We start from the raw sequence: 20,295 nt of genomic DNA, 5'->3' as shown, positions 1-20,295 counted from the left end.
GACAAATAAGCTAAAAAAACGATTGATAATAAGCAAATGGATTCCAAATTTTCTCTATCTCCTCATTTTAATAAACAATACTAGTGTAACTATCCTTCCAGTCAGAAGCTTGTCAAATCACACCGAAAATTCTTCTAAAATTTATCTCGTTAGGCAATCAAGCAAAAACTCGACGATAGTACAAACATTATCATACAGAATTGACTTCCTAAATTATATACTTTAGTAAGGTTTTTGGATAAGAAAAAAGGTTCATTTTGCATTCTAAACACTCTTTTCTAATACGAGCTAATTAAGAAAAACTACATTTTTAAATATAAACTACAATAAGATAAACTAAATTTCATAGGAGGAAGACAATGGATTGGTACGATTATATGATACAGGCATCCAAACAATCACAATTCAACGCAAGCCATTGGTTTCGCTATTTGCGAAAAGTTATTTTTGAAGACTATTCTTATTTAACAAACCAAGATGTAGAAAAGTTGCTAGACTCCAAAGAACTAACTCATTTTCAAAAAATTAGCTTGAAGTATGCCTTTCAAGAGCATACTCCAACTCATAAATATGTGATTTCATTAAATAAACCTGCTAAGTTAACCAATGTTCAAAAATTGATGGAGAAATACAAGCATGGATAAAATGAAACCGGTCTTCCAAGCCCTAAATAAGGAATTAATTCGGGAAAATCTGACTTTAACAATTATCTGTGTCGGTGGTTATGTCTTAGAATATCATGGTTTACGTGCCACACAAGATGTTGATGCTTTTTATGACCAAAATCAGAAAATCAATGAAATTATTGCTCGTGTAGGAAAACAGTTTAATCTTAACACCCACGAAGAGTTATGGCTCAACAATCATGTTGCAAATATGAACAAACAACCTCCCTTAAGTTTATGTGAATCCTTGTACTCATTTGAGAATCTGACTGTTTTAGTAGTCCCTATTGAGTATGTGTTAGGAATGAAGATGATGAGTATCAGAGAGCAGGATTTGAAAGATATTGGTGCAATTATTAAATACAAAAACTTTCATTCACCATTCGATACCTTTAAATATTTAAAAGACATGGGATTTGATACTATTGACCTCTCTGTTCTATTAGAAGGCTTTAGTTATGCTTATGGTATGGATTGGTTAGAAAAATTTTTTAAAGAAAATCAAGATAAACTTCGCGAATTTTATTAACAGTATAAAACAAGATGATTGTCAATTAGCCAGTCGTCTTGTTTTTATGATGAAATGAAATAAAATCTGAACAAATCGCTTAGAGAATTCCAGTCAATTTCTAGCACTGTTTGAGCCGTTTCAGCGGACTATAGTAAAATAAAATAAGAATAGGACCAATCGATCAGGACAGTCAAATCGATTTCTAACAATGTTTTAGAAATAAAGGTGTACTATTCTAGTTTCAATCTATTATATTTCAGATTCGGTCCACTATTCCTTCCCAAAAACATTGCATATTGCGCCGAAGGAATTGCTCACACTATCCCAAGCACAAAACCCTCAGTCGATTGACCGAGGGTTCCTTTTCATTATTCAAAAACTTGATTAGCTCAATGCATCCAAGGCATCATCCATTGAAAGAACTTCGTGGAAGACACGTTGTGTCAATTCAGTTTTTTGTTCTGGAGTGAGGTATTTAGTGTTTACACAGTATCCAGAGATACGTACGATAACGTCTTCGCCTGACATGATCTTTTCGTAAACATCGTTCAAGTCCATAACGTTCAAGTTAACGTGTTGTCCACCGTTTTCGAAGTAACCATCAAGGATTGTTACCAAGTTATCAACTTGTTCGTCACGAGTCTTACCAAGAGCGCGAGGTGATACTTGTGTAGTCAATGAGATACCATCAGCTGCATAACTAAAGTCAAGGCTAGAAAGTGAGTTCAAGTTTTGCAACCATCCACCTTTAGCTTTGTTAGATGGGTTAGCACCTGGTGAGAAGAATTCAAGTTTAGACAAGTTCACAGAACCATCTTCGTTGAGGTATACACCTTTGTGGACTGGTGAGTTACCAGTTTGTTTAGAGTAAGCAACGTTAGATGTGATTGTCAAAAGTGATACAGTAGCTTCTGCGTCTTTATAAAGTTTGTGGCTACGTAGACGAGTAGTGTAAGCTTCGATCAACCATTCTGCCAATTCGTTTGAACGTGGGTCATCTTCACCCCAACGTGGGTATTCACCGATTGTTTCGTAATCGTAGATGTAGCCATTTTCATCACGGATTGGTTTAACTGTAGCGTATTTGATAGCTGACAATGTATCAACAGTGTTAGCAAATCCACAGATACCGAATCCCATGTTTGCACGTTGTTTAGTTGGCAAGAAGGCCATTTGAACAGCTTCGTAGTTGTACTTATCAGTCATGTAGTGGATGATGTTCAAAGCATCTACGTAAGTGTCAGTCAACCAGTCAAGAGATTTTTCAAAGTTAGCTTTAACTGATTCAAATTCAAGAACTTCGTCACGGATTGGTTCAATGTCAAATACTTTGTAGTCTTTGTGAACATCGTCGTAACCACCGTTCAAACCAGTAAGAAGGGCTTTCAATACGTTTACACGCGCACCGAAGTACTGGATGTTGTGGCGTTGCTCTTCATTTTCTGGGTCAAGTGGAGACACACAGCATGAAATACAGCTCATTTCACCATATCCGTCTTTAGCCATTGTTGTTACACCTTCGTATTGGATAGAAGAGTGTTTGTGGCTCATGTGCATACAGTAGCGACGGAAGTTGTATGGCAATTTATCAGTCCAAAGAACTGTCAAGTTTGGTTCTGGAGAGTTACCGATGTTGTCAAGTGTGTTCAAGAAACGGTAGTCCATCTTAGTAACACGGTGACGACCGTCGTTACCCATACCAGCCATAGAAGTTGTAATGAATGTTGGGTCACCTGAGTACAATTGATCATAAGCTTTTGTACGAGCAAATTTAACTGTACGAAGTTTCATAACGAAATCATCAACGAATTCTTGGATTTCTGATTCAGTAAATGTACCACGAGCAAGGTCACGTTCTGCAAAGATGTCCAATACGATTGGCACACGTCCAAGAGATGTTGCAGCACCGTTGATAACACGGCAGACAGACATGAAGGCGATGTTAACCCATTGGATTGCTTCTTTAACGTTCATCGCTGGTTTGCGAACATCAACTCCGTAAAGGTCACCCAAGCGAACAACTTGTTGCAATGCTTGGTATTGAAGGTTGATTTCTTCACGAAGACGGATTGTTTCTTCATCGATTTCTTCGATTGCATTCCAGTCGTTTACTTTTTCTTGCATCAAGTAGTCTGCACCGTAAAGAGCAAGACGTGCGTAAACACCAATGATACGTCCGCGTGAGTATGCATCTGGAAGACCAGTTACAGTGTGAGCGTGACGAGCGCGACGGATGTTTGAAGTGTAGGCACGGAAGATACCGTCGTTAACTGTTGTTACGTATTTAGTAAAGATTTCGTGAACAGCTGGATCTGGTTCGTATCCATTTTCTTTCAAAGTAGTTTCAGCCATACGGATACCACCTTTTGGCATGAAGTTCAATTTGAAGAGTTCATCGTTTTGGATACCGAAGATAACTTCGTTTTCTTTATCGATAAATCCTGCTGGAATGTCAGCAGTAGATGTTGGACGAGTGTCCATTGGGAAACGAGTTTCTTCGTAGTGAGCCTTAGTTTCTTCTACAATTTTTTTGATGTGAAGTGAACGTTCTGTTGGTCCTGCGAGGAAGCTTTCATCTCCATCGTAAGGTGTGTAGTTAGCTTGTACGAAGCGTGATACACTTGCTTTTTCTTTCCAATCTACGCCTTTGAAGCCTTCCCAAGCTTTGTCAAAAATATCTTGTGCTTCAACAACTGTTTTAACAACCATGTTAATGTCCTCTTTTTTCTTTCTAGTAACAACCATCTGTTACATTCATGAGTCAAGTATACCATACAGTAACCGATTTCAACAAGCGAAAAATCCCTATTTTTACACTTTCTTTTCTAAAACAGTCTATATTTTACTCCAAACTGTATTATATTTTTGAAAAAATTATACCCTTTTTTCCTTTTTTCAGAAAAAAGGGTATAATAAAAGAAAATAAGCTGTAAAAAGGTGCTAGGCATGTTGATTTTCCCCTTATTAAATGATTTGTCAAGAAAAATCATCCATATTGACATGGATGCCTTTTTTGCTGCGGTAGAAATCAGGGATAATCCTAAACTCAGAGGAAAACCTGTCATTATCGGAAGCGACCCTCGGCAAACAGGTGGACGTGGTGTCGTTTCCACTTGTAGCTATGAGGCTCGAGTTTTTGGTGTCCATTCAGCCATGAGCTCCAAGGAAGCCTACGAACGTTGTCCCCAGGCCGTCTTTATCTCAGGAAATTATGAGAAATACAAATCTGTGGGACTCCAGATTCGATCTATCTTTAAGCGCTATACAGATTTGATTGAACCTATGAGCATTGACGAAGCCTATTTGGATGTGACAGAAAATAAACTCGGGATCAAGTCAGCGGTCAAAATTGCTCGCCTCATTCAAGAGGATATCTGGCAAGAACTCCATCTAACTGCTTCTGCTGGCGTTTCTTACAACAAATTCTTGGCTAAAATGGCCAGTGATTATCAAAAACCACATGGTTTGACAGTGATTCTACCTGACCAAGCTGAGGATTTTCTCAAACAAATGGATATTTCCAAATTTCATGGAGTAGGAAAAAAGACAGTCGAACGTCTTCATCACATGGGTGTTTTTACTGGCGCTGACCTACTTGAAGTTCCTGAAGTGACCCTAATAGACCGATTTGGCAGACTGGGCTATGACCTTTATCGAAAGGCTCGTGGCATTCACAACTCTCCAGTTAAATCAAATCGCATCCGTAAATCAATCGGCAAGGAGAAAACCTACGGGAAGATTCTCCGTGCCGAGGAAGACATTAAAAAAGAGCTGACTCTTCTATCAGAAAGAGTCGCTCTCAATCTCAGTCAACAAGAAAAAGCTGGAAAAATTGTCATTCTGAAAATTCGCTACGAGGACTTTTCAACTCTTACTAAACGAAAAAGTCTGGCTCAAAAAACACAGGATGCTAGTCAGATAAGCCAAATCGCCCTGCAACTCTATGAAGAGTTAAGCGAGAAAGAAAGAGGTGTCCGCCTGCTGGGGATTACCCTGACTGGATTTTAAAACCTTGAAGAGCTGCCCCTTCAAGGTTTTTCTTATACAAATAAACGGACAAAACTGTAAAGTAGCAAAACACTACCAAGCACGATGCGGTATTTACCAAAAAGGGTAAAATCGTGTTTTTTCACATAGCTGGTCAAAAAGCGAATAGCCACCATACTAACTGCAAAAGCGACTCCCATCGCAACCAAGAGCAAGAACAATTGCCCAAAGCTCAGGAGCTGTCCTGCTTTTACAAATTTGAAAATCTTTAAGGCGCTAGCTCCAAACATAACAGGAATCCCTAGATAGAAGGTAAATTCTGTCACAACAGAACGACTGGTTCCATTTAACAAACCACCGACAATCGTTGCTCCAGAACGGCTTGTCCCTGGTAAAAGGGCAAGAACTTGGAAGAGGCCGATATAGAAGGCTGTCGTATAAGGAAGCTTGTCCAACTCTGTTACACTTGGCTCGATAGCACGCGCTTTATTGCGCTTTTCCAAATAGATAAAGGCAATCCCATAGATAATCAACATGAGAGCAACAGAAACCATGTTATGGAAGTGGGTGTCAAACCAATCATCAAATTTAAAGACGCCAAGCAAAGGCAAGGTCGCAATCAAGACCTTCAACCATAGTCTCCAAGTCTTACGAACTTCCTGCTTATCCTTAGTCGGTTTGAAAGGATTGAGCTTGTTAAAATAAATGACCATGACTGCTAAAATAGCGCCAAGCTGAATCACGACATTAAACATAGACATAAAGGCCTCATTCTGATTTTGGTATTGGATAAATTCCTCTGCTAAAATCAAGTGACCTGTACTGGAAATCGGCAACCATTCCGTAATTCCTTCAACAATACCGAAGAAGATAGATTTTAAAATTTCAATAAGATACATAGATTACTCCTTTTTCTATCTTCCATTATAGCATATTTTTTCAGCCAGTGATAGCTCTCTTTAAAAGGCGCCGATACTGCCGCCACCTCCGCCTCCAGAGAAGCCACCGCCAGAACTTCCACTTCCAGAAGATACGGAGTAGGTACTTGCTGTATTTGCGACACTAGCATAATGGCTCATTTGCGCGCTTGAATGATAAAACATACTATGCCAGCCATAAGCTACATAGAGGTTAATATCTGGATTTTCCACTTGAATCTGATGAACTTTCATCAAATGACTGACCTTGTCCGCATAGCCAAATAGGGTCGCATAAACCAAGAGGCGATTCCAGACCACAATACTTTCCAATTCAGCCTGATCCAATCGTGCAATCTCACGCAACATATTTTCAAAACTGGTCCAGAGATAGTAGACTTCTGCTCCTGCTTTATTTAGGACACCATCACGATTATCTAATCGAAGCTTCCAATAATAGAAAACAGCCAAAACCAAACCCAGAAAACCAAGTATTGGCAAGAGGAGGTAAAGATAGCCATAAACATCCAAACTGTACAAGAACAAACCAAATCCGATAAATAGGGGCAGGATAGTCAAGACCCCCATACCCACTTGCAAGGCCTTTTCCCCACCAGTTAAAGGACGATAATAATCTGGGAGTCCCCAGAAGGAAACTCGATTTCTCACTCCTTCTTGCATCTCTTTCAATACTTCTTCAAAAGAAGATTTGAGCTGACGCCCCTTTGCTTGAATCCGTTTTTCATCAGAGACTTTTGCTCTACGATAAAGACTATCAGATACCTTGTAATCCGCAAACAAATTGGAAAGAGTTTCTTCTTTTTTGCCTGAAAAAGCCAGATTTAGGCAGTCTTTCTCAAAGCTTGACAAACCATCTTCTTTTACTAGCCTCAAACCAACTGCATCTCCTTCTGAAATGATAGAGACATTCCCACGGTCTATCACATCTAGCAAGGTAGCTTGAATAAGTTGATCAAAGGTGAATTTTCCAACTCCCTTGACCAAGGGACTCACTTCCTCCAAGGAGGTAGAGTAGACAGCCTCTGATAAAACCATAGGCTCTAATTCCATTGGTGGTTCATAGAGACGATGATTTTTGGCATATTTGACTGAAGGAGTGGTCTTTCTTCTATAGATAAAATAGAAGCAGACACTCAATAACAAGGAGATAGAAAGTATGGCAGGAAACACCCACGTAAGGAGTTGTTTACTTTTCTCTTTTTCTTTAACAATCGAGTCTTCTATCTTATTAAACTCGTCTAAACGATTCCCTTTCAAACCCTGATCCCTAGCGCTAGCAAAATCAGTTCGAGGCCAGTATGCATGCAATTCAACTCCACGCTTAGCTGGAAGATTGTCCAAACGAATAGTATAATCAAGGCTACTCTTTTCAATCGTTCCCTCTCTAAAAAGTTTGCCTGTATGGAAATAGAGTTTTTCCGCCCCCTTGTCTCCCCTTACATGAAATTCAAACTTTCCAATAGCCCCTGAACTATCTGTCAGAGGTTGCCAATTTAATTCAGCGATGTCATCATATAGGAAAAGCAAATTTTTTAAGTTCCATGTAAGGTCAACTTCAACTATGTCGCCCTCCTGACCCGGATTGTAGACTTTCACAGTATAACCATCTGCTCCTTCTGTCACTTCGCTAGTAACGTCTGCTAGCTCAGCACCGTTTTTCGCAGCCTGAACCTTTGGATGAGGGTCAATGTCAAATCCACTAGGCATCTTGCCAGCACGTCCAAGTCCCACGATTTGGCCCTTAAAGTCCTCCTCAAACTGGTAAACTATCTTCTGTCTAAATTCTGCTGTATTGTCTGCATGAATATACAAATCCCCTTGGTAAGAGTTTATCTTGAAATCAATGGCAAAAACAGAGAGTGGCAGAAAGCAAAACAAGCCTAACACCAGTAATAAAAAAATTTTTTTCATCAACTAAGCCCCCTTTTTATCTTTCTTATCATTATAGCATTTTTTCGTAAGTAAAGGCTTACTTATGTTGAAAAATTACGCATTTTTCGATAAAATAGGAGACAGTTATTTTTTAATAGATTAGAAATAGGAGAAATCATGAGAAAAATATACTTATCTATTTTCACAAGTCTCTTGCTGATGCTGGGACTTGTCAATGTTGCCCAAGCCGATGAATATTTACGCATCGGGATGGAAGCAGCATATGCTCCCTTTAACTGGACTCAGGACGATGATAGCAATGGAGCTGTCAAAATCGATGGGACTAACCAGTATGCTAACGGATACGATGTTCAAATCGCCAAGAAAATCGCTAAGGACTTAGGTAAAGAACCTTTGGTTGTTAAAACCAAGTGGGAGGGTCTAGTTCCTGCCCTTACTTCTGGTAAGATTGACATGATTATCGCAGGTATGAGTCCTACTGCCGAGCGTAAACAAGAAATTGCCTTTTCAAGCAGTTACTACACTAGCGAACCAGTTCTACTAGTCAAAAAAGATTCTGCCTACGCAAATGCTAAATCTTTAGATAACTTTAATGGTGCGAAAATCACTTCTCAACAAGGTGTCTACCTTTATGACTTGATTGCACAAATCCCAGGTGCTAAAAAAGAAACAGCCATGGGAGACTTCGCTCAAATGCGCCAAGCTCTTGAGGCTGGTGTTATCGATGCTTATGTTTCTGAACGCCCAGAAGCTCTGACCGCTGAAGCTGCGAACTCTAAGTTTAAGATGGTCCAAGTAGAACCTGGTTTCAAAACTGGGGAAGAAGATACAGCTATCGCTATTGGACTTCGTAAAGATGACAATCGTATTAGCCAAATCAATGCCAGCATTGAAACCATTTCAAAAGACGACCAAGTTGCCTTGATGGATCGTATGATCAAGGAACAACCTGCCGAAGCTACAACAACTGAAGAGACTAGCAGTAGTTTCTTTAGCCAAGTCACTAAAATTCTTTCTGAAAACTGGCAACAACTCTTGCGTGGTGCTGGTATCACTCTTTTAATCTCTATCGTCGGAACCATCATCGGTCTCATCATCGGTCTTGCCATTGGTGTTTTCCGTACTGCTCCTCTCTCTGAAAATAAAGCCATTTACGGCCTACAAAAACTAATCGGCTGGATCCTCAATGTCTACATTGAAATTTTCCGTGGTACCCCAATGATCGTTCAATCGATGGTTATCTACTATGGAACTGCCCAAGCTTTCGGGATCAACCTTGACCGTACACTAGCTGCTATCTTCATCGTTTCAATCAATACCGGTGCCTACATGACTGAAATCGTCCGTGGTGGTATCCTGGCAGTTGACAAGGGACAATTTGAAGCCGCAACTGCACTCGGTATGACTCATAACCAAACCATGCGTAAGATTGTCCTACCTCAAGTGGTCCGTAACATCCTACCAGCAACTGGTAATGAATTTGTCATCAATATCAAAGATACATCTGTATTGAACGTTATCTCGGTTGTCGAACTTTATTTCTCAGGAAATACCGTGGCAACACAAACCTATCAATACTTCCAGACATTTACAATCATCGCCGTGATTTACTTTGTCCTCACCTTCACCGTAACACGTATCCTACGCTTCATCGAGCGCCGAATGGACATGGATACCTATACTACAGGTGCTAACCAAATGCAAACGGAGGATTTAAAATAATGACACAAGCAATCCTTGAAATTAAACACCTCAAAAAATCCTATGGACAAAACGAAGTGCTAAAAGACATTTCTCTGACTGTCCACAAGGGAGAAGTCATCTCTATCATCGGAAGCTCTGGAAGCGGAAAATCAACCTTCCTACGCTCCATTAACCTACTTGAAACGCCAACTGATGGACAAATCCTTTATCATGGACAAAACGTCCTCGAAAAAGGCTATGACCTCACGCAATACCGTGAAAAACTAGGGATGGTGTTCCAATCCTTTAACCTCTTTGAAAATCTTAACGTTCTCGAAAACACAATCGTCGCTCAGACAACAGTCCTTAAACGCGAACGCACAGAAGCTGAAAAAATTGCCAAAGAAAACCTAGAAAAAGTCGGCATGGGAGAACGCTACTGGCAAGCCAAACCAAAACAACTCTCAGGTGGTCAAAAACAACGTGTGGCCATCGCTCGCGCCCTTTCAATGAATCCTGACGCTATTCTCTTTGATGAACCAACATCAGCTCTCGATCCAGAAATGGTTGGAGAAGTCCTCAAAATCATGCAGGACCTGGCTCAAGAAGGCTTGACCATGATTGTTGTAACTCACGAAATGGAATTCGCCCGTGATGTCTCTCACCGTGTTATCTTCATGGATAAGGGTGTAATCGCTGAAGAAGGCAAACCAGAAGACCTCTTCACCAATCCTAAAGAAGACCGTACAAAAGAGTTCCTTCAACGCTATCTCATACTCAATGAAAATCAAAGAGCAAACTAGGAAGCTAGCCGCAGGCTGTACTTGAGTACGGCAAGGTTAAGCTGACGTGGTTTGAATTTGATTTTCGAAGAGTATCAAATAAAAAGAAAAGGCTGCATCAACCGTGCAGTCTTTTTGCTGTCCAAAATGAAAAGGCAGATTCTCTATCTCTACTACTTGAGGGTCAGGAATCCGCCGTTATCCAAAGATTAATCTTCAAATTTTTCATGATTTTTTTCATAGAAATCAATTAGGCCTAGGGCTGTTTCAAATGAAATATTTTTTACTTTTGCACGACCCTGCGCCAGAGCAATGATAGACATTTCACGCGCATTCGTTTCTTTAGAGATACGGTAGCCTGTGATTTTCTTATCACGAACCCAGCCAACAACTGATTCTACTTTTTCAAAGTTTGACTTAGCCATGTTTTTCTCCTATTTTCTTCTTTACAATATTTAATTGTATACGTTTTTACTACTTTTGTCAATAAAAAAACATATATTCAACGAAAATAATTAGTTCATAATTTTCTTACTTCCTTTTTAAAGCCGATAATATATAGGTTTTGCTAGCCTCTACACCATAAATATTTGCTAATAAAAATATTGTATTATTACCCTCTTGAGGTGCAAAATTATTCAAGCTTTTAAAAAAATGCTTCTCTATTTCCGTAAGATAGCTTATTTCTTCGATTTAAGAACTGAAGATGACAGTTCTAACCTTTAGAAATCCAAGCCTTCACTAGCTCAAAAACTCCTATCTTTCTTCCTCAAAAAATCATCTGATAGATAGCTATTCCTTATATCCTTCAAATTCATCACTCATTTGGATATTGAGGTGCTAGCCTAAAACCAAACACCCGATTCTCTAAACCATCCTTAATAAAGATGACAAGACAGATAAGCTCAGTCAGTTGCTCATATATCCTTTTAATATGATATATTTGTCAGCAAAAAGAAAGCAAATCACATCTTAAAGACCGTGTGAGTTTACTTTTCAAAATAGACGGGAAATCAAAATGAAGGATGGAAATCTGAGCCAAACATCATAAGTGCTATAATGAACAGAAGTAAGAATTGCACGATAAGTTTCCTAAAACCATAGGAATCGCCCCCTTTCTTCATCTTCATTATAGCACCTATACATCAGTTGTGCAAATAATATGATATTTTTTTATTAGCCCTCAGACAAGCATATTATAAAGCGTTTCATTCCCATTTAAGTTAATATAAGCCGGATCAAAACCTTCCATTCGACGAATCAATCCTGCATAATCATGCTTATCTGCCAAAGCGATCCCAATCAATACAGGCCCTGTTCCCTTGCTAGCTCGTTTGATATACTCAAAACGTGTGATATCATCATTTGGTCCCAGGATATCATTTACAAACTCACGCAGAGCACCTGGACGCTGTGGAAAATTGACCACAAAGTAATGCTTGATACCATCATAAATCAAGGCACGTTCTTCCATTTCTGGCATACGGTTGATATCATTATTTCCTCCAGAAATGATACAACAAATGGTTTTCCCCTTGATATATTCAGCTAAAACTTCTAAAGAAGCGATACTAGCCGCTCCAGCAGGTTCTGCAACAATCCCTTGCTTGGAGTAGAGGTCAATCAAGGTTTCAGAAATCAATCCCTCATCAACACCTACTAAGGTTTGAACATGTTGACGGGTTGCTTCATAGGTCAACTGTCCTACCTTTTGCACAGCAATCCCATCCGCAAATTTGTCAATTTCCTTGAGCTTAACAGGTCCACCAGCTTCAAAGGCAGCCTTCATAGAACGCGCTCCATTCGCCTCTACTCCGATAACCTCAATCTCTGGACTTGTTTCCTTAATATAAGTAGAAACCCCAGCAATGAGACCACCACCTCCAACAGGAACTAAGACAGCATCAAAATCAATCGATTCTTTTCGAGCTTCTTCTAAAATCTCATAAGCAACAGTCCCTTGACCTGCTTGGACATGAGCATCATCAAAGGGATCAATAAAGGTACGATTTTCAGAGACTGTAAATTCTTGAGCTGCTTTAGCTGAGGCATCAAAGGTATCTCCAACTAGTTTAATGGTCACGAAATCCCCACCAAAAAAGCGAACCTGCCCAATTTTTTGTTGCGGAGTAGTAATGGGCATAAAAATAGTAGCAGGAATTTTCATCTCATTACAAGTATAGGCAACTCCCTGCGCATGATTTCCCGCAGAAGCGCAGACTACTCCACGCTCACGCTCTTCCTTGCTGAGCTGAGAAATAGCATAATAGGCACCACGAATTTTAAAAGAGCGAACACGCTGGGCATTTTCCTTTTTCAAATAAATCTTAGCACCATACTTCTCCGATAAATAATGGTCATAATCAAGCGGTGTATTCACAACCACACCGTTCAAGACCTTGTGAGCCTTGATTATATCTTTTGAACTTAACATATAAAACCTCTTTTTCTATAAAAAACAGTCACTAATGACTGTTTTTTTAGTTATTCATCTCCAAAAACTTCAGCAACACTTTCATGATATTTATGAGCCATACGAATTGAAAACTCTTTAGGAAGTTCATAACGATTTGTAGAAATCCAATCATATAACCATTCTGCCAAACTTTCTTCACTATCATTACGATGGAAGATAAAATAGTTTAAAATTTCTTTATATTCTACATCATTCAAATCCAGCGTGTCTACAAATTGACTACGAGGAACAAAATTAGAATCTAATTTTCTTAGTTGATCTGTCAATTCTCCCAATTGTAAATCCAACTGAAAAAATAATTTTTGCAGTTGCCTATCAGTTTCATCACATCCTGTCTTGATAGAAAACAAATTGGTAATATTCATATGATTTCAACCCCTAAATAAGTACATCTAATATCCCACGAATAGCTGAAGCTACTATTTTAGCAAAATTCTTTGCTTTCTAATTAGTTATAGATTTTGAATGCATCATCGTCGTTTTTACCAACGAAAGGCATTGCTTTACGCAATTCTGCACCAACTTTTTCAATTTCAAGGTTAGCTGCTTGTTCACGGTAAGCAGTCAATTTTGGACGTCCAGCTTTATAGTCATTGACAAAGTCATTTGCAAATTTACCATTTTGGATGTCTGCCAAGACAGCTTTCATGTTTTCTTTAACTTGTTCAGTGATTACACGTGGACCTGATACATAGTCACCGTACTCAGCAGTGTTTGAAATTGATTGACGCATTTTCTTGAATCCACCTTCATAGATCAAATCAACGATCAATTTCATTTCGTGAAGAACTTCAAAGTAAGCCAATTCTGGAGCGTAACCTGCTTCTGTCAAGACTTCGAAACCTGCTTCGATAAGGGCAGTCAAACCACCACAAAGTACAGCTTGTTCACCAAACAAATCTTCTTCAGTTTCTTCTTTGTATGTTGTTTCAAGAAGACCTACACGAGCTGCTCCAACACCTTTACACCAGTCCATAGCAATGTTTTTCGCATTTCCTGTTGCATCTTGGTATACGGCGTAAAGAGCTGGAACACCAAATCCTTCTTCATAAGTACGGCGTACCAAGTGTCCTGGTCCTTTAGGAGCACACATGAAGACATCTACATCTGCAGGAACTTTGATAAACTCAAAGTGAATGTTGAAACCATGGGCAAATCCAACTGCATTTCCAGCTTCCAAGTTTGGAGCGATTTCTGCTTCGTACAATTCTTGTTGGATTTCGTCTGGTGCCAAAATCATGATAACATCAGCCAATTTAGTTGCTTCTGCTACTGTATAAGTGTCAAATCCGTCTTCTTTTGCTTTGTCAAAAGATTTACCTGGACGTACACCGATGATGACATCGCGACCTGAATCACGCAAATTTTGCGCATGCGCATGTCCTTGTGAACCATAACCGATAACGGCAATTTTTTTACCGTCAAGTGCTGCTACTTTAACATCTTTTTCGTATTCCATTTGAACTGCCATAGTTTTTCTCTCTTTTCTATTATTTATTGCCTTTTAGGCTGGTTTAACAAATTTAAGTTGGATTTTTAATCACGGGTAAATCCTGTTGCACCCGTACGAGCGATATTGCGAATACCGTATGGTCGAATGACTCGCAATAGAGCTTCACTCTTTTCGGCATTTCCTGTCATTTGAATGGTAATCGAGCTTGGCGCTACGTCTACCACTGTTGCACGGAAAGGTTGAATAATCGCTAGAATCTCAGCTCGCTTCTCAGCTGGCGCTGACATCTTAACCAAAATCACCTCGCGTTCCAAGTGTGGTTTATCCGTAATATCTCGAATGCGAATCACATCAATCTGACGATTGAGCTGCTTGATGATTTGCTCCACTTCATCATGTGAAGCTACATCAATAATAATGGTGATACGCGATACATTCGGATCTTCTGTTGCTCCAACAGAGATGCTTTCGATATTAACCTGACGGCGAGACAGGACACCGGTAAAGCGATTGAGGACTCCCGAACGATTTTGTAGTTTTGCTGTTAACATTCTACGCATGGAACTTCACCCCCAACATCTCATGATTGCTCTTACCAGCTGGCACCATTGGTAACACCTGCTCCTTACGAGAAATATCTACCTCGATTAGCATAGGAACATCCTCAGTGATGACTTCAAGGTCTTGAGCCAAGGTCTCAGGATTGTCAAATTTATAGTTTTTAATACCGTAAGCTTGTGCCATCAATTGGAAATCAGGAAGGGTATCAAAGACTGACTCAGATGTTCTACCTTCATAGAAGGATTCCTGCCACTGACGAACCATTCCAAGTGAGTGGTTGTTCAGCATAACCACCTTGATTGGCACCTTGTAAATGTTCAAAATCGCCAATTCCTGATTAGTCATTTGGAAACCGCCATCCCCAACAAACAAGACTACTTCCTTATCTGGGTTAGCAATTTTAGCCCCGATTGCTGCTGGAATTCCAAATCCCATGGTTCCTAAACCACCTGAAGTCACTAACTGACGTTCATTTTGGTAGGGATAATACTGGGCTGTCCACATTTGGTGTTGACCTACGTCTGTGACCACAATGGCATCTCCGTTAGTTAATTCACCAATTCGTTCAATAACAGCTTGCGGTTGAACTACACGCTCTTTCTTATCATAAGAACGAACGCGGTTCTTGTCTTTGGTAACTTTTTCAATCCATTTCTCAGTATTGTTATGAACTGTTGGTTCTGCTAGCAACATTTGCAAGGCTTTCTTAGCATCTCCAACTACAGGAATATCTGCACTGATAATCTTACCAATCTCAGCTGGGTCAATATCAATGTGAGCAACCTTAGCATTCTTAGCAAAAGTCTTTGGATTCCCCGTCAAACGGTCATCGAAACGGCAACCAATACTAATCATAAAGTCCGCTTCCGTCATGGCAATATTAGCTGCGAATGACCCGTGCATGCCTCCCATTCCAAGGAAGAGTGGATGACTCGTTGCAATCGTTCCTTGTCCCAAAAGACTGGTTACCACCGGAATTTGATAGCGTTCTGCAAATTCATTTAATTCTGCAGCAGCTTCAGCATAACTAATTCCACCACCAGCTAGCAAGACTGGCTTTTTAGCCTTGGATAATTGCTTCAAGATTTTCTTGATTTGCATATCATTTGGCTCAAGAGTCGGCTGATAGCTTGGTAGGTTCACTTCTGATGAATAGATGAAGTCTGTTTCTAAAGCAGATACGTCTTTAGGTAGGTCAATTACAACTGGCCCTGGACGGCCTGTAGTTGCGATATGGACAGCTTCCGTAATGATACGAGGAATATCAGCTGTCTCACGAACTTGGTAATTGTACTTAGTGATTGGCATGGTAATTCCCACGATGTCTGCCTCCTGAAAGGCATCCTTCCCAATCCCTGCTCGCGCCACCTGACCTGTAAAGACCAAAAGGGGAACACTATCGCTCATGGCATCCGCAATCCCTGTAATGGCATTTGTTGCTCCCGGTCCGCTAGTAACGACGGCAACACCCAACTTTCCAGTTGATTTAGCATAACCTTCAGCTTCATGCAGACAGCCTTGCTCATGGCGTCCTAGAATGTGGCGAATGCCTTTAAAATTATATATCGCATCATAAAAAGGCAAGACTGCACCACCAGGATAGCCAAAGATGGTATCAATTCCTAAATCACGAAGTGTTTCCAAAACTAGGTCAGACCCCGTCTTAGGAGATTCTAAACTGATTTTCTCCATTGTTCCCCTTTCTTTCCTCTTAAAAATAACTTGTTACTATCATACCACTTTTTCAAAATTTTTCAAGACAAAAGAAGAAATTTTCTGAATTTTCTATTTTAACGTTTATTTATGAATGTTATTTTGGTTTTTATTTAAAAGATACCGATTTCATTATTTAAAAAGAAAAAAAGAACTGATTTCTCAGTCCTTCATTAATCTTATTCTACACTAAATAGGTATGGGTAAACAGGTTGTTGACCTTGGTGAATCTCGACTTCAACGTCTTCGAATTCTTCTGCGATTTCTTGAGCAATTTCATTGGCAAGTTCTTCGCTTCCGTCTTCACCGACATAGAAGGTTACGATTTCACTATCTTCATCCAACATATGTTTCAAAGTTTCTGTCAAGGTTTGGTGCATGTCAGGGTTTGACACGAGAATTTTCCCATCCACCATACCTAGATTATCATTTTCATGGATTTCTAAGCCATCAATGGTTGTATCACGCACAGCTGTTGTGACGCTTCCGCTAACGACATCGCTAAGAGCAGCTGTCATACGCTCTTGGTTTTCTTCGATGGACTTACTTGGATCAAAAGCAAGAAGACTTGTCAAACCTTGAGGAAGAGTGCGAGCTTCCACCACTACTGCTGGTTGCTCCAAAACTTCTGCTGCAGATTGAGCTGCCATGAAGATGTTTTTGTTGTTTGGCAGGAAGATAATGTTACGAGCGTTGACCTGTTCAACAGCCTTGATAAAGTCTTCTGTTGAAGGGTTCATGGTTTGACCGCCTTCGATAACATAATCCACACCTTGAGAACGGAAGATATCTGCTAGACCTTTACCAGCCACCACGGCAATCAAAGCATACTCTTTTTCTTCAGCTGGCTTGCTAACTTGAGCAGCTTCTTTCTCAACCTGTGCTTCGTGTTGGTTACGCATATTGTCAACTTTTACCTTGACCAAGCTACCATATTTGAGACCTTCTTGCATGACAAGTCCTGGATCTTCTGTATGGACATGGACTTTGACGATTTCATCATCATTGACAACGAGGAGAGAATCTCCAAGTTCATTCAAGTAGTTACGGAATTCATCGTAGTCAAAATCTTTGGCATAGGTTGGACCTTGCTTAAGAGCTACCATGATTTCAGTACAGTAACCAAAGTTGATGTCCTCAGTCGCCACATGACCAGCCACAGACTTGTGGTGCTCTGCATTGATCATTTCACTCATGTTGGCAGGAGTGGCTACAAAGTCCTCAGATGCAATATATTCGCCAGTAAGGGCTGAAAGGAAACCTTCGTAGATGAAAACCAATCCTTGACCACCCGAGTCCACAACGCCAACTTCCTTCAAGACTGGAAGCATGTCTGGTGTTTTAGCTAGAGCTGTTTTAGCACCTTCTAAAGCTGCGCGCATGACTTCAACAGCGTCATCTGTTTGCTCAGCTTTTTTCTTAGCACCGATAGCAGCACCACGAGAAACTGTCAAAATCGTTCCTTCAACTGGCTTCATCACTGCCTTATAGGCAACTTCCACACCTGATTGGAAGGCAAGGGCCAAGTCTTGACCTGTTAACTCGTCTTTATCCTTGATCGCTTGTGAAAATCCACGGAAAAGCTGAGACGTAATAACTCCTGAGTTCCCCCGCGCACCCATCAAAAGACCTTTGGCAAGAATGCTCGCTACCTCGCCAACTGTAGAAGCTGGCTTGTCTGCAACTTCTTTAGCACCATTTTCAATGGTCATTCCCATATTTGTCCCAGTATCTCCATCTGGAACAGGGAAGACGTTTAATGAATTGACATATTCAGCTTGCTTATTCAAGCGAGTTGATGCAGCCTGCACCATTTCTTGAAATAAGCTAGTAGTAATTTTTGACACGGTTATTCTCCTACAACTTTGATATTTTGAATGTAGACATTTACAGTCTGAGCAGTAATTCCAAGCTGGTTTTCCAAGCTAAAGGCAACACGCTCTTGAATGTTTTTTGACACTTCACTAATCTTTGTTCCGTAGCTCAACACGGTATACACATCAACTGCAATGCTTCCATCTTCGGCTGCCTTTACGACGACACCTTTGGAATAATTTTCCTTACCTAGAAGGGCTTGGAAATTATCTTTGAGGGCATTTTTACTAGCCATACCGACCACACCAAAAATCTCAGTTGTTGCACCGCCTACGACAGTTGCAATCACTTCATCTGTTAGTTCGATTTGACCATCTTTTGTATTAATTTTTACAGTCATCCTTTTTACCTCAACTAGTTGATACTCTATTTTATCATATTTCAGCCCAAGTGTAAAAGCAGAATACTGTATCAGCGGATATTTACTCTGCTTTTAAAATGATTTTTTCGCTATGACAAAAGAAAAAGACCCTGAGGTCTCCTTGCTTTTATTATTAAACGCGTTCAACTTTACCTGATTTCAAAGCACGAGCTGAAGCCCAAACTTTTTTAGGTTTACCATCGATAAGAACAGTAACTTTTTGAAGGTTTGGTTTTACGGCACGTTTTGTTTGGTTCATCGCGTGTGAACGGTTGTTTCCTGATACAGTCTTACGACCTGTAAAGTAACATACTTTAGCCATTGTGTTTTCCTCCTATTAGATCTAATATAGCGGATGTGCTAGCACCACATACCGTACTATGTTATCACACTTTCTTCATTTTTGCAAGGGAATTGGAAGATTTTTTTATTTATTGTGATTCGAATGCGATAATGTCTTTAGTAAATCGAACGTGAAAATGTCCCATTTGGTAGAATAGTCATATGAAAAGGATCCAACTGAATATGAATGAAACGAAAAAATATCTTGTGATAAAAGCTATAGACCAAGGAAAGAAAACAAAGAATCGAGCCTGTGTCGAACTCAATCTTTCTGAAAGACAAATCAATCGTCTGCTACTAGTCTATCAACAGAAAGGAAAAGAAGCCTTCAGACACGGAAACAGAGAATTGGAAGATTTTTTATTTGTGTCTTAAATCAGATTTTACGTGACATTTTCTGCTCTTCACATGTCATTGTTGATTAACAAAAAACAACATTGAAAATAGGTGTATAAAAATCATCTCTAACTACTACTCAGGAGATGCCTGTTAAGTCTAAGTACCACAGCTCATCTATCGGTTTTCTCACTATAATATCCAAGTCTAAATACAATACACGAACCTCACTTACATACTTAGGGATAAAATACCTAAATAAGGTAGCGTAAGAAAGTCCCTCAAAGGGTAAACGATAATCTTTCAGAATACTACTGTCAATCGGAAAATCATCATTAAAAATATAAAACTTCCGATTATCATAACGAATACACAGGGACTTTATTGTTGTTTCAACTTTATTCATACTGAGCATTACCTGCGCCTAAGACAATCGCTTTTTTCTCGTCTCTCATTCTCTATCTCATTTCTTTTTTATTCCCATCATATGTTTGGGGAGCTTACTTTCCATTATGACGGCAAAGCGTTTAGATAAGGCTATTTTTTACACCACGACACGGGGCTTGGCAAATCGATTCCATTTGCCAAACGTAGTTAGTAAAGCAGTTAGCTAGACCACTCACTACCAGTTACGACGGAAAGTTTTACGAATCTATACCATTCGTGGACTTTGCCTAGTGAAGCGTTTAGGTAAGGCTATTTTTTACATTACGACACGG

18 protein-coding genes and 2 pseudogenes are annotated in these 20,295 nt (G+C 39.8%); 6 read left to right on the top strand and 14 right to left on the bottom strand.

Annotated features, from left to right (window positions below):
• Nucleotides 1-359 precede the first annotated feature (359 nt).
• Entirely contained in the window at nt 360-644 is a 285-nt protein-coding gene (locus tag OVN23_RS01795) for a hypothetical protein (protein WP_050259685.1), read from the top strand.
• Entirely contained in the window at nt 637-1,194 is a 558-nt protein-coding gene (locus OVN23_RS01790) for a DUF6036 family nucleotidyltransferase (protein ID WP_173217915.1), read from the top strand. The genes OVN23_RS01795 and OVN23_RS01790 overlap by 8 nt, the downstream gene beginning before the upstream one ends.
• A 366-nt stretch (nt 1,195-1,560) precedes the next feature.
• Here the strand turns inward: OVN23_RS01790 and pflB are convergent, their stop codons facing one another.
• A complete protein-coding gene (gene pflB / locus OVN23_RS01785) occupies nt 1,561-3,885 on the bottom strand; it encodes a formate C-acetyltransferase (RefSeq protein ID WP_267240291.1) in 2,325 nt (774 codons plus the stop codon).
• A gap of 237 nt (nt 3,886-4,122) precedes the next feature.
• On the opposite strand from pflB, the gene dinB reads away from it, so the two are divergent.
• Nucleotides 4,123-5,184, top strand: coding sequence for a DNA polymerase IV (gene dinB / locus OVN23_RS01780; protein WP_173217917.1), 1,062 nt, complete (start codon nt 4,123-4,125; stop codon nt 5,182-5,184).
• 32 nt (nt 5,185-5,216) lie between these two features.
• Here dinB and OVN23_RS01775 read toward each other — a convergent pair whose 3' ends face one another.
• Together OVN23_RS01775 and OVN23_RS01770 are read right to left on the bottom strand one after the other, a co-directional pair.
• Nucleotides 5,217-6,062, bottom strand: coding sequence for an undecaprenyl-diphosphate phosphatase (locus OVN23_RS01775; RefSeq protein WP_023945368.1), 846 nt, complete (start codon nt 6,060-6,062; stop codon nt 5,217-5,219).
• A 60-nt stretch (nt 6,063-6,122) separates the two neighbouring features.
• Complete coding sequence (locus OVN23_RS01770; RefSeq protein ID WP_261040369.1) at nt 6,123-8,012, bottom strand: DUF2207 domain-containing protein; 1,890 nt, start codon at nt 8,010-8,012, stop codon at nt 6,123-6,125.
• A 138-nt stretch (nt 8,013-8,150) separates the two neighbouring features.
• Between OVN23_RS01770 and OVN23_RS01765 the strand changes: the two genes are divergently transcribed.
• The gene (locus tag OVN23_RS01765; protein ID WP_173253079.1) at nt 8,151-9,716 is read left to right on the top strand and encodes an ABC transporter substrate-binding protein/permease; all 1,566 of its coding nucleotides are present in this window, start codon (nt 8,151-8,153) and stop codon (nt 9,714-9,716) included.
• The gene (locus OVN23_RS01760; RefSeq protein ID WP_000189476.1) at nt 9,716-10,480 is read left to right on the top strand and encodes an amino acid ABC transporter ATP-binding protein; all 765 of its coding nucleotides are present in this window, start codon (nt 9,716-9,718) and stop codon (nt 10,478-10,480) included. Before OVN23_RS01765 ends, OVN23_RS01760 begins: the two co-directional genes overlap by 1 nt.
• Nucleotides 10,481-10,668: 188 nt before the next feature.
• Here OVN23_RS01760 and OVN23_RS01755 read toward each other — a convergent pair whose 3' ends face one another.
• The 10 genes and pseudogenes from OVN23_RS01755 to rpmB form a co-directional block, all read right to left on the bottom strand.
• Nucleotides 10,669-10,884: a hypothetical protein gene (locus OVN23_RS01755; RefSeq protein WP_001130036.1), complete on the bottom strand. Its 216-nt coding sequence runs from the start codon at nt 10,882-10,884 to the stop codon at nt 10,669-10,671.
• Between the two features lie 106 nt (nt 10,885-10,990).
• A pseudogene (locus OVN23_RS01750) lies at nt 10,991-11,104 on the bottom strand (SPFH domain-containing protein); the annotation flags it as partial.
• A gap of 538 nt (nt 11,105-11,642) precedes the next feature.
• Entirely contained in the window at nt 11,643-12,893 is a 1,251-nt protein-coding gene (gene ilvA, locus OVN23_RS01745; protein ID WP_000952975.1) for a threonine ammonia-lyase IlvA, read from the bottom strand.
• A gap of 50 nt (nt 12,894-12,943) precedes the next feature.
• On the bottom strand, nt 12,944-13,300 hold the full coding sequence (locus tag OVN23_RS01740; protein ID WP_001027897.1) for a hypothetical protein: 357 nt from the start codon (nt 13,298-13,300) through the stop codon (nt 12,944-12,946).
• 83 nt (nt 13,301-13,383) lie between these two features.
• Nucleotides 13,384-14,406 (bottom strand): ketol-acid reductoisomerase, encoded by a 1,023-nt coding sequence (ilvC, locus tag OVN23_RS01735; protein WP_000290683.1) that lies wholly within the window; start codon nt 14,404-14,406, stop codon nt 13,384-13,386.
• 65 nt (nt 14,407-14,471) lie between these two features.
• Nucleotides 14,472-14,948: an acetolactate synthase small subunit gene (ilvN, locus tag OVN23_RS01730; protein ID WP_001253803.1), complete on the bottom strand. Its 477-nt coding sequence runs from the start codon at nt 14,946-14,948 to the stop codon at nt 14,472-14,474.
• Nucleotides 14,941-16,641 carry an acetolactate synthase large subunit gene (locus OVN23_RS01725; RefSeq protein WP_060805182.1) on the bottom strand — a complete coding sequence of 567 codons (1,701 nt, stop codon included), beginning with the start codon at nt 16,639-16,641 and terminating at the stop codon, nt 14,941-14,943. Before OVN23_RS01725 ends, ilvN begins: the two co-directional genes overlap by 8 nt.
• A gap of 200 nt (nt 16,642-16,841) precedes the next feature.
• Nucleotides 16,842-18,509 carry a DAK2 domain-containing protein gene (locus OVN23_RS01720; RefSeq protein ID WP_173217927.1) on the bottom strand — a complete coding sequence of 556 codons (1,668 nt, stop codon included), beginning with the start codon at nt 18,507-18,509 and terminating at the stop codon, nt 16,842-16,844.
• Nucleotides 18,510-18,511: 2 nt separating this feature from the next.
• Nucleotides 18,512-18,877: an Asp23/Gls24 family envelope stress response protein gene (locus tag OVN23_RS01715; protein WP_050089938.1), complete on the bottom strand. Its 366-nt coding sequence runs from the start codon at nt 18,875-18,877 to the stop codon at nt 18,512-18,514.
• Nucleotides 18,878-19,031: 154 nt separating this feature from the next.
• Nucleotides 19,032-19,220 (bottom strand): 50S ribosomal protein L28, encoded by a 189-nt coding sequence (gene rpmB / locus OVN23_RS01710; RefSeq protein ID WP_001140948.1) that lies wholly within the window; start codon nt 19,218-19,220, stop codon nt 19,032-19,034.
• A 203-nt stretch (nt 19,221-19,423) separates the two neighbouring features.
• On the opposite strand from rpmB, the pseudogene OVN23_RS01705 reads away from it, so the two are divergent.
• Nucleotides 19,424-19,585 (top strand): annotated as a pseudogene (locus tag OVN23_RS01705) (helix-turn-helix domain-containing protein); the annotation flags it as partial.
• A 130-nt stretch (nt 19,586-19,715) separates the two neighbouring features.
• Here OVN23_RS01705 and OVN23_RS01700 read toward each other — a convergent pair.
• Complete coding sequence (locus OVN23_RS01700) at nt 19,716-19,982, bottom strand: glycosyltransferase (protein ID WP_240147164.1); 267 nt, start codon at nt 19,980-19,982, stop codon at nt 19,716-19,718.
• Nucleotides 19,983-20,295: the final 313 nt, after the last annotated feature.

It is taken from the genome of Streptococcus sp. Marseille-Q6488, assembly GCF_946902925.1.
Classification (GTDB): domain Bacteria; phylum Bacillota; class Bacilli; order Lactobacillales; family Streptococcaceae; genus Streptococcus.
This window is presented reverse-complemented; position numbering and strand designations above follow the sequence as displayed.

Bases quoted from the DNA above. Each gene is read 5' to 3' on its own strand.
- pflB (WP_267240291.1), bottom strand. From the start codon at position 3,885: ATGGTTGTTAAAACAGTTGTTGAAGCACAAGATATTTTTGACAAAGCT.
- dinB (WP_173217917.1), top strand. From the start codon at position 4,123: ATGTTGATTTTCCCCTTATTAAATGATTTGTCAAGAAAAATCATCCAT.
- OVN23_RS01775 (WP_023945368.1), bottom strand. From the start codon at position 6,062: ATGTATCTTATTGAAATTTTAAAATCTATCTTCTTCGGTATTGTTGAA.
- ilvC (WP_000290683.1), bottom strand. From the start codon at position 14,406: ATGGCAGTTCAAATGGAATACGAAAAAGATGTTAAAGTAGCAGCACTT.
- OVN23_RS01725 (WP_060805182.1), bottom strand. From the start codon at position 16,641: ATGGAGAAAATCAGTTTAGAATCTCCTAAGACGGGGTCTGACCTAGTT.
- OVN23_RS01760 (WP_000189476.1), top strand. From the start codon at position 9,716: ATGACACAAGCAATCCTTGAAATTAAACACCTCAAAAAATCCTATGGA.
- OVN23_RS01755 (WP_001130036.1), bottom strand. From the start codon at position 10,884: ATGGCTAAGTCAAACTTTGAAAAAGTAGAATCAGTTGTTGGCTGGGTT.
- OVN23_RS01790 (WP_173217915.1), top strand. From the start codon at position 637: ATGGATAAAATGAAACCGGTCTTCCAAGCCCTAAATAAGGAATTAATT.
- OVN23_RS01795 (WP_050259685.1), top strand. From the start codon at position 360: ATGGATTGGTACGATTATATGATACAGGCATCCAAACAATCACAATTC.
- OVN23_RS01765 (WP_173253079.1), top strand. From the start codon at position 8,151: ATGAGAAAAATATACTTATCTATTTTCACAAGTCTCTTGCTGATGCTG.
- OVN23_RS01700 (WP_240147164.1), bottom strand. From the start codon at position 19,982: ATGAATAAAGTTGAAACAACAATAAAGTCCCTGTGTATTCGTTATGAT.
- OVN23_RS01740 (WP_001027897.1), bottom strand. From the start codon at position 13,300: ATGAATATTACCAATTTGTTTTCTATCAAGACAGGATGTGATGAAACT.
- OVN23_RS01715 (WP_050089938.1), bottom strand. From the start codon at position 18,877: ATGACTGTAAAAATTAATACAAAAGATGGTCAAATCGAACTAACAGAT.
- ilvN (WP_001253803.1), bottom strand. From the start codon at position 14,948: ATGCGTAGAATGTTAACAGCAAAACTACAAAATCGTTCGGGAGTCCTC.
- ilvA (WP_000952975.1), bottom strand. From the start codon at position 12,893: ATGTTAAGTTCAAAAGATATAATCAAGGCTCACAAGGTCTTGAACGGT.
- OVN23_RS01770 (WP_261040369.1), bottom strand. From the start codon at position 8,012: ATGAAAAAAATTTTTTTATTACTGGTGTTAGGCTTGTTTTGCTTTCTG.
- rpmB (WP_001140948.1), bottom strand. From the start codon at position 19,220: ATGGCTAAAGTATGTTACTTTACAGGTCGTAAGACTGTATCAGGAAAC.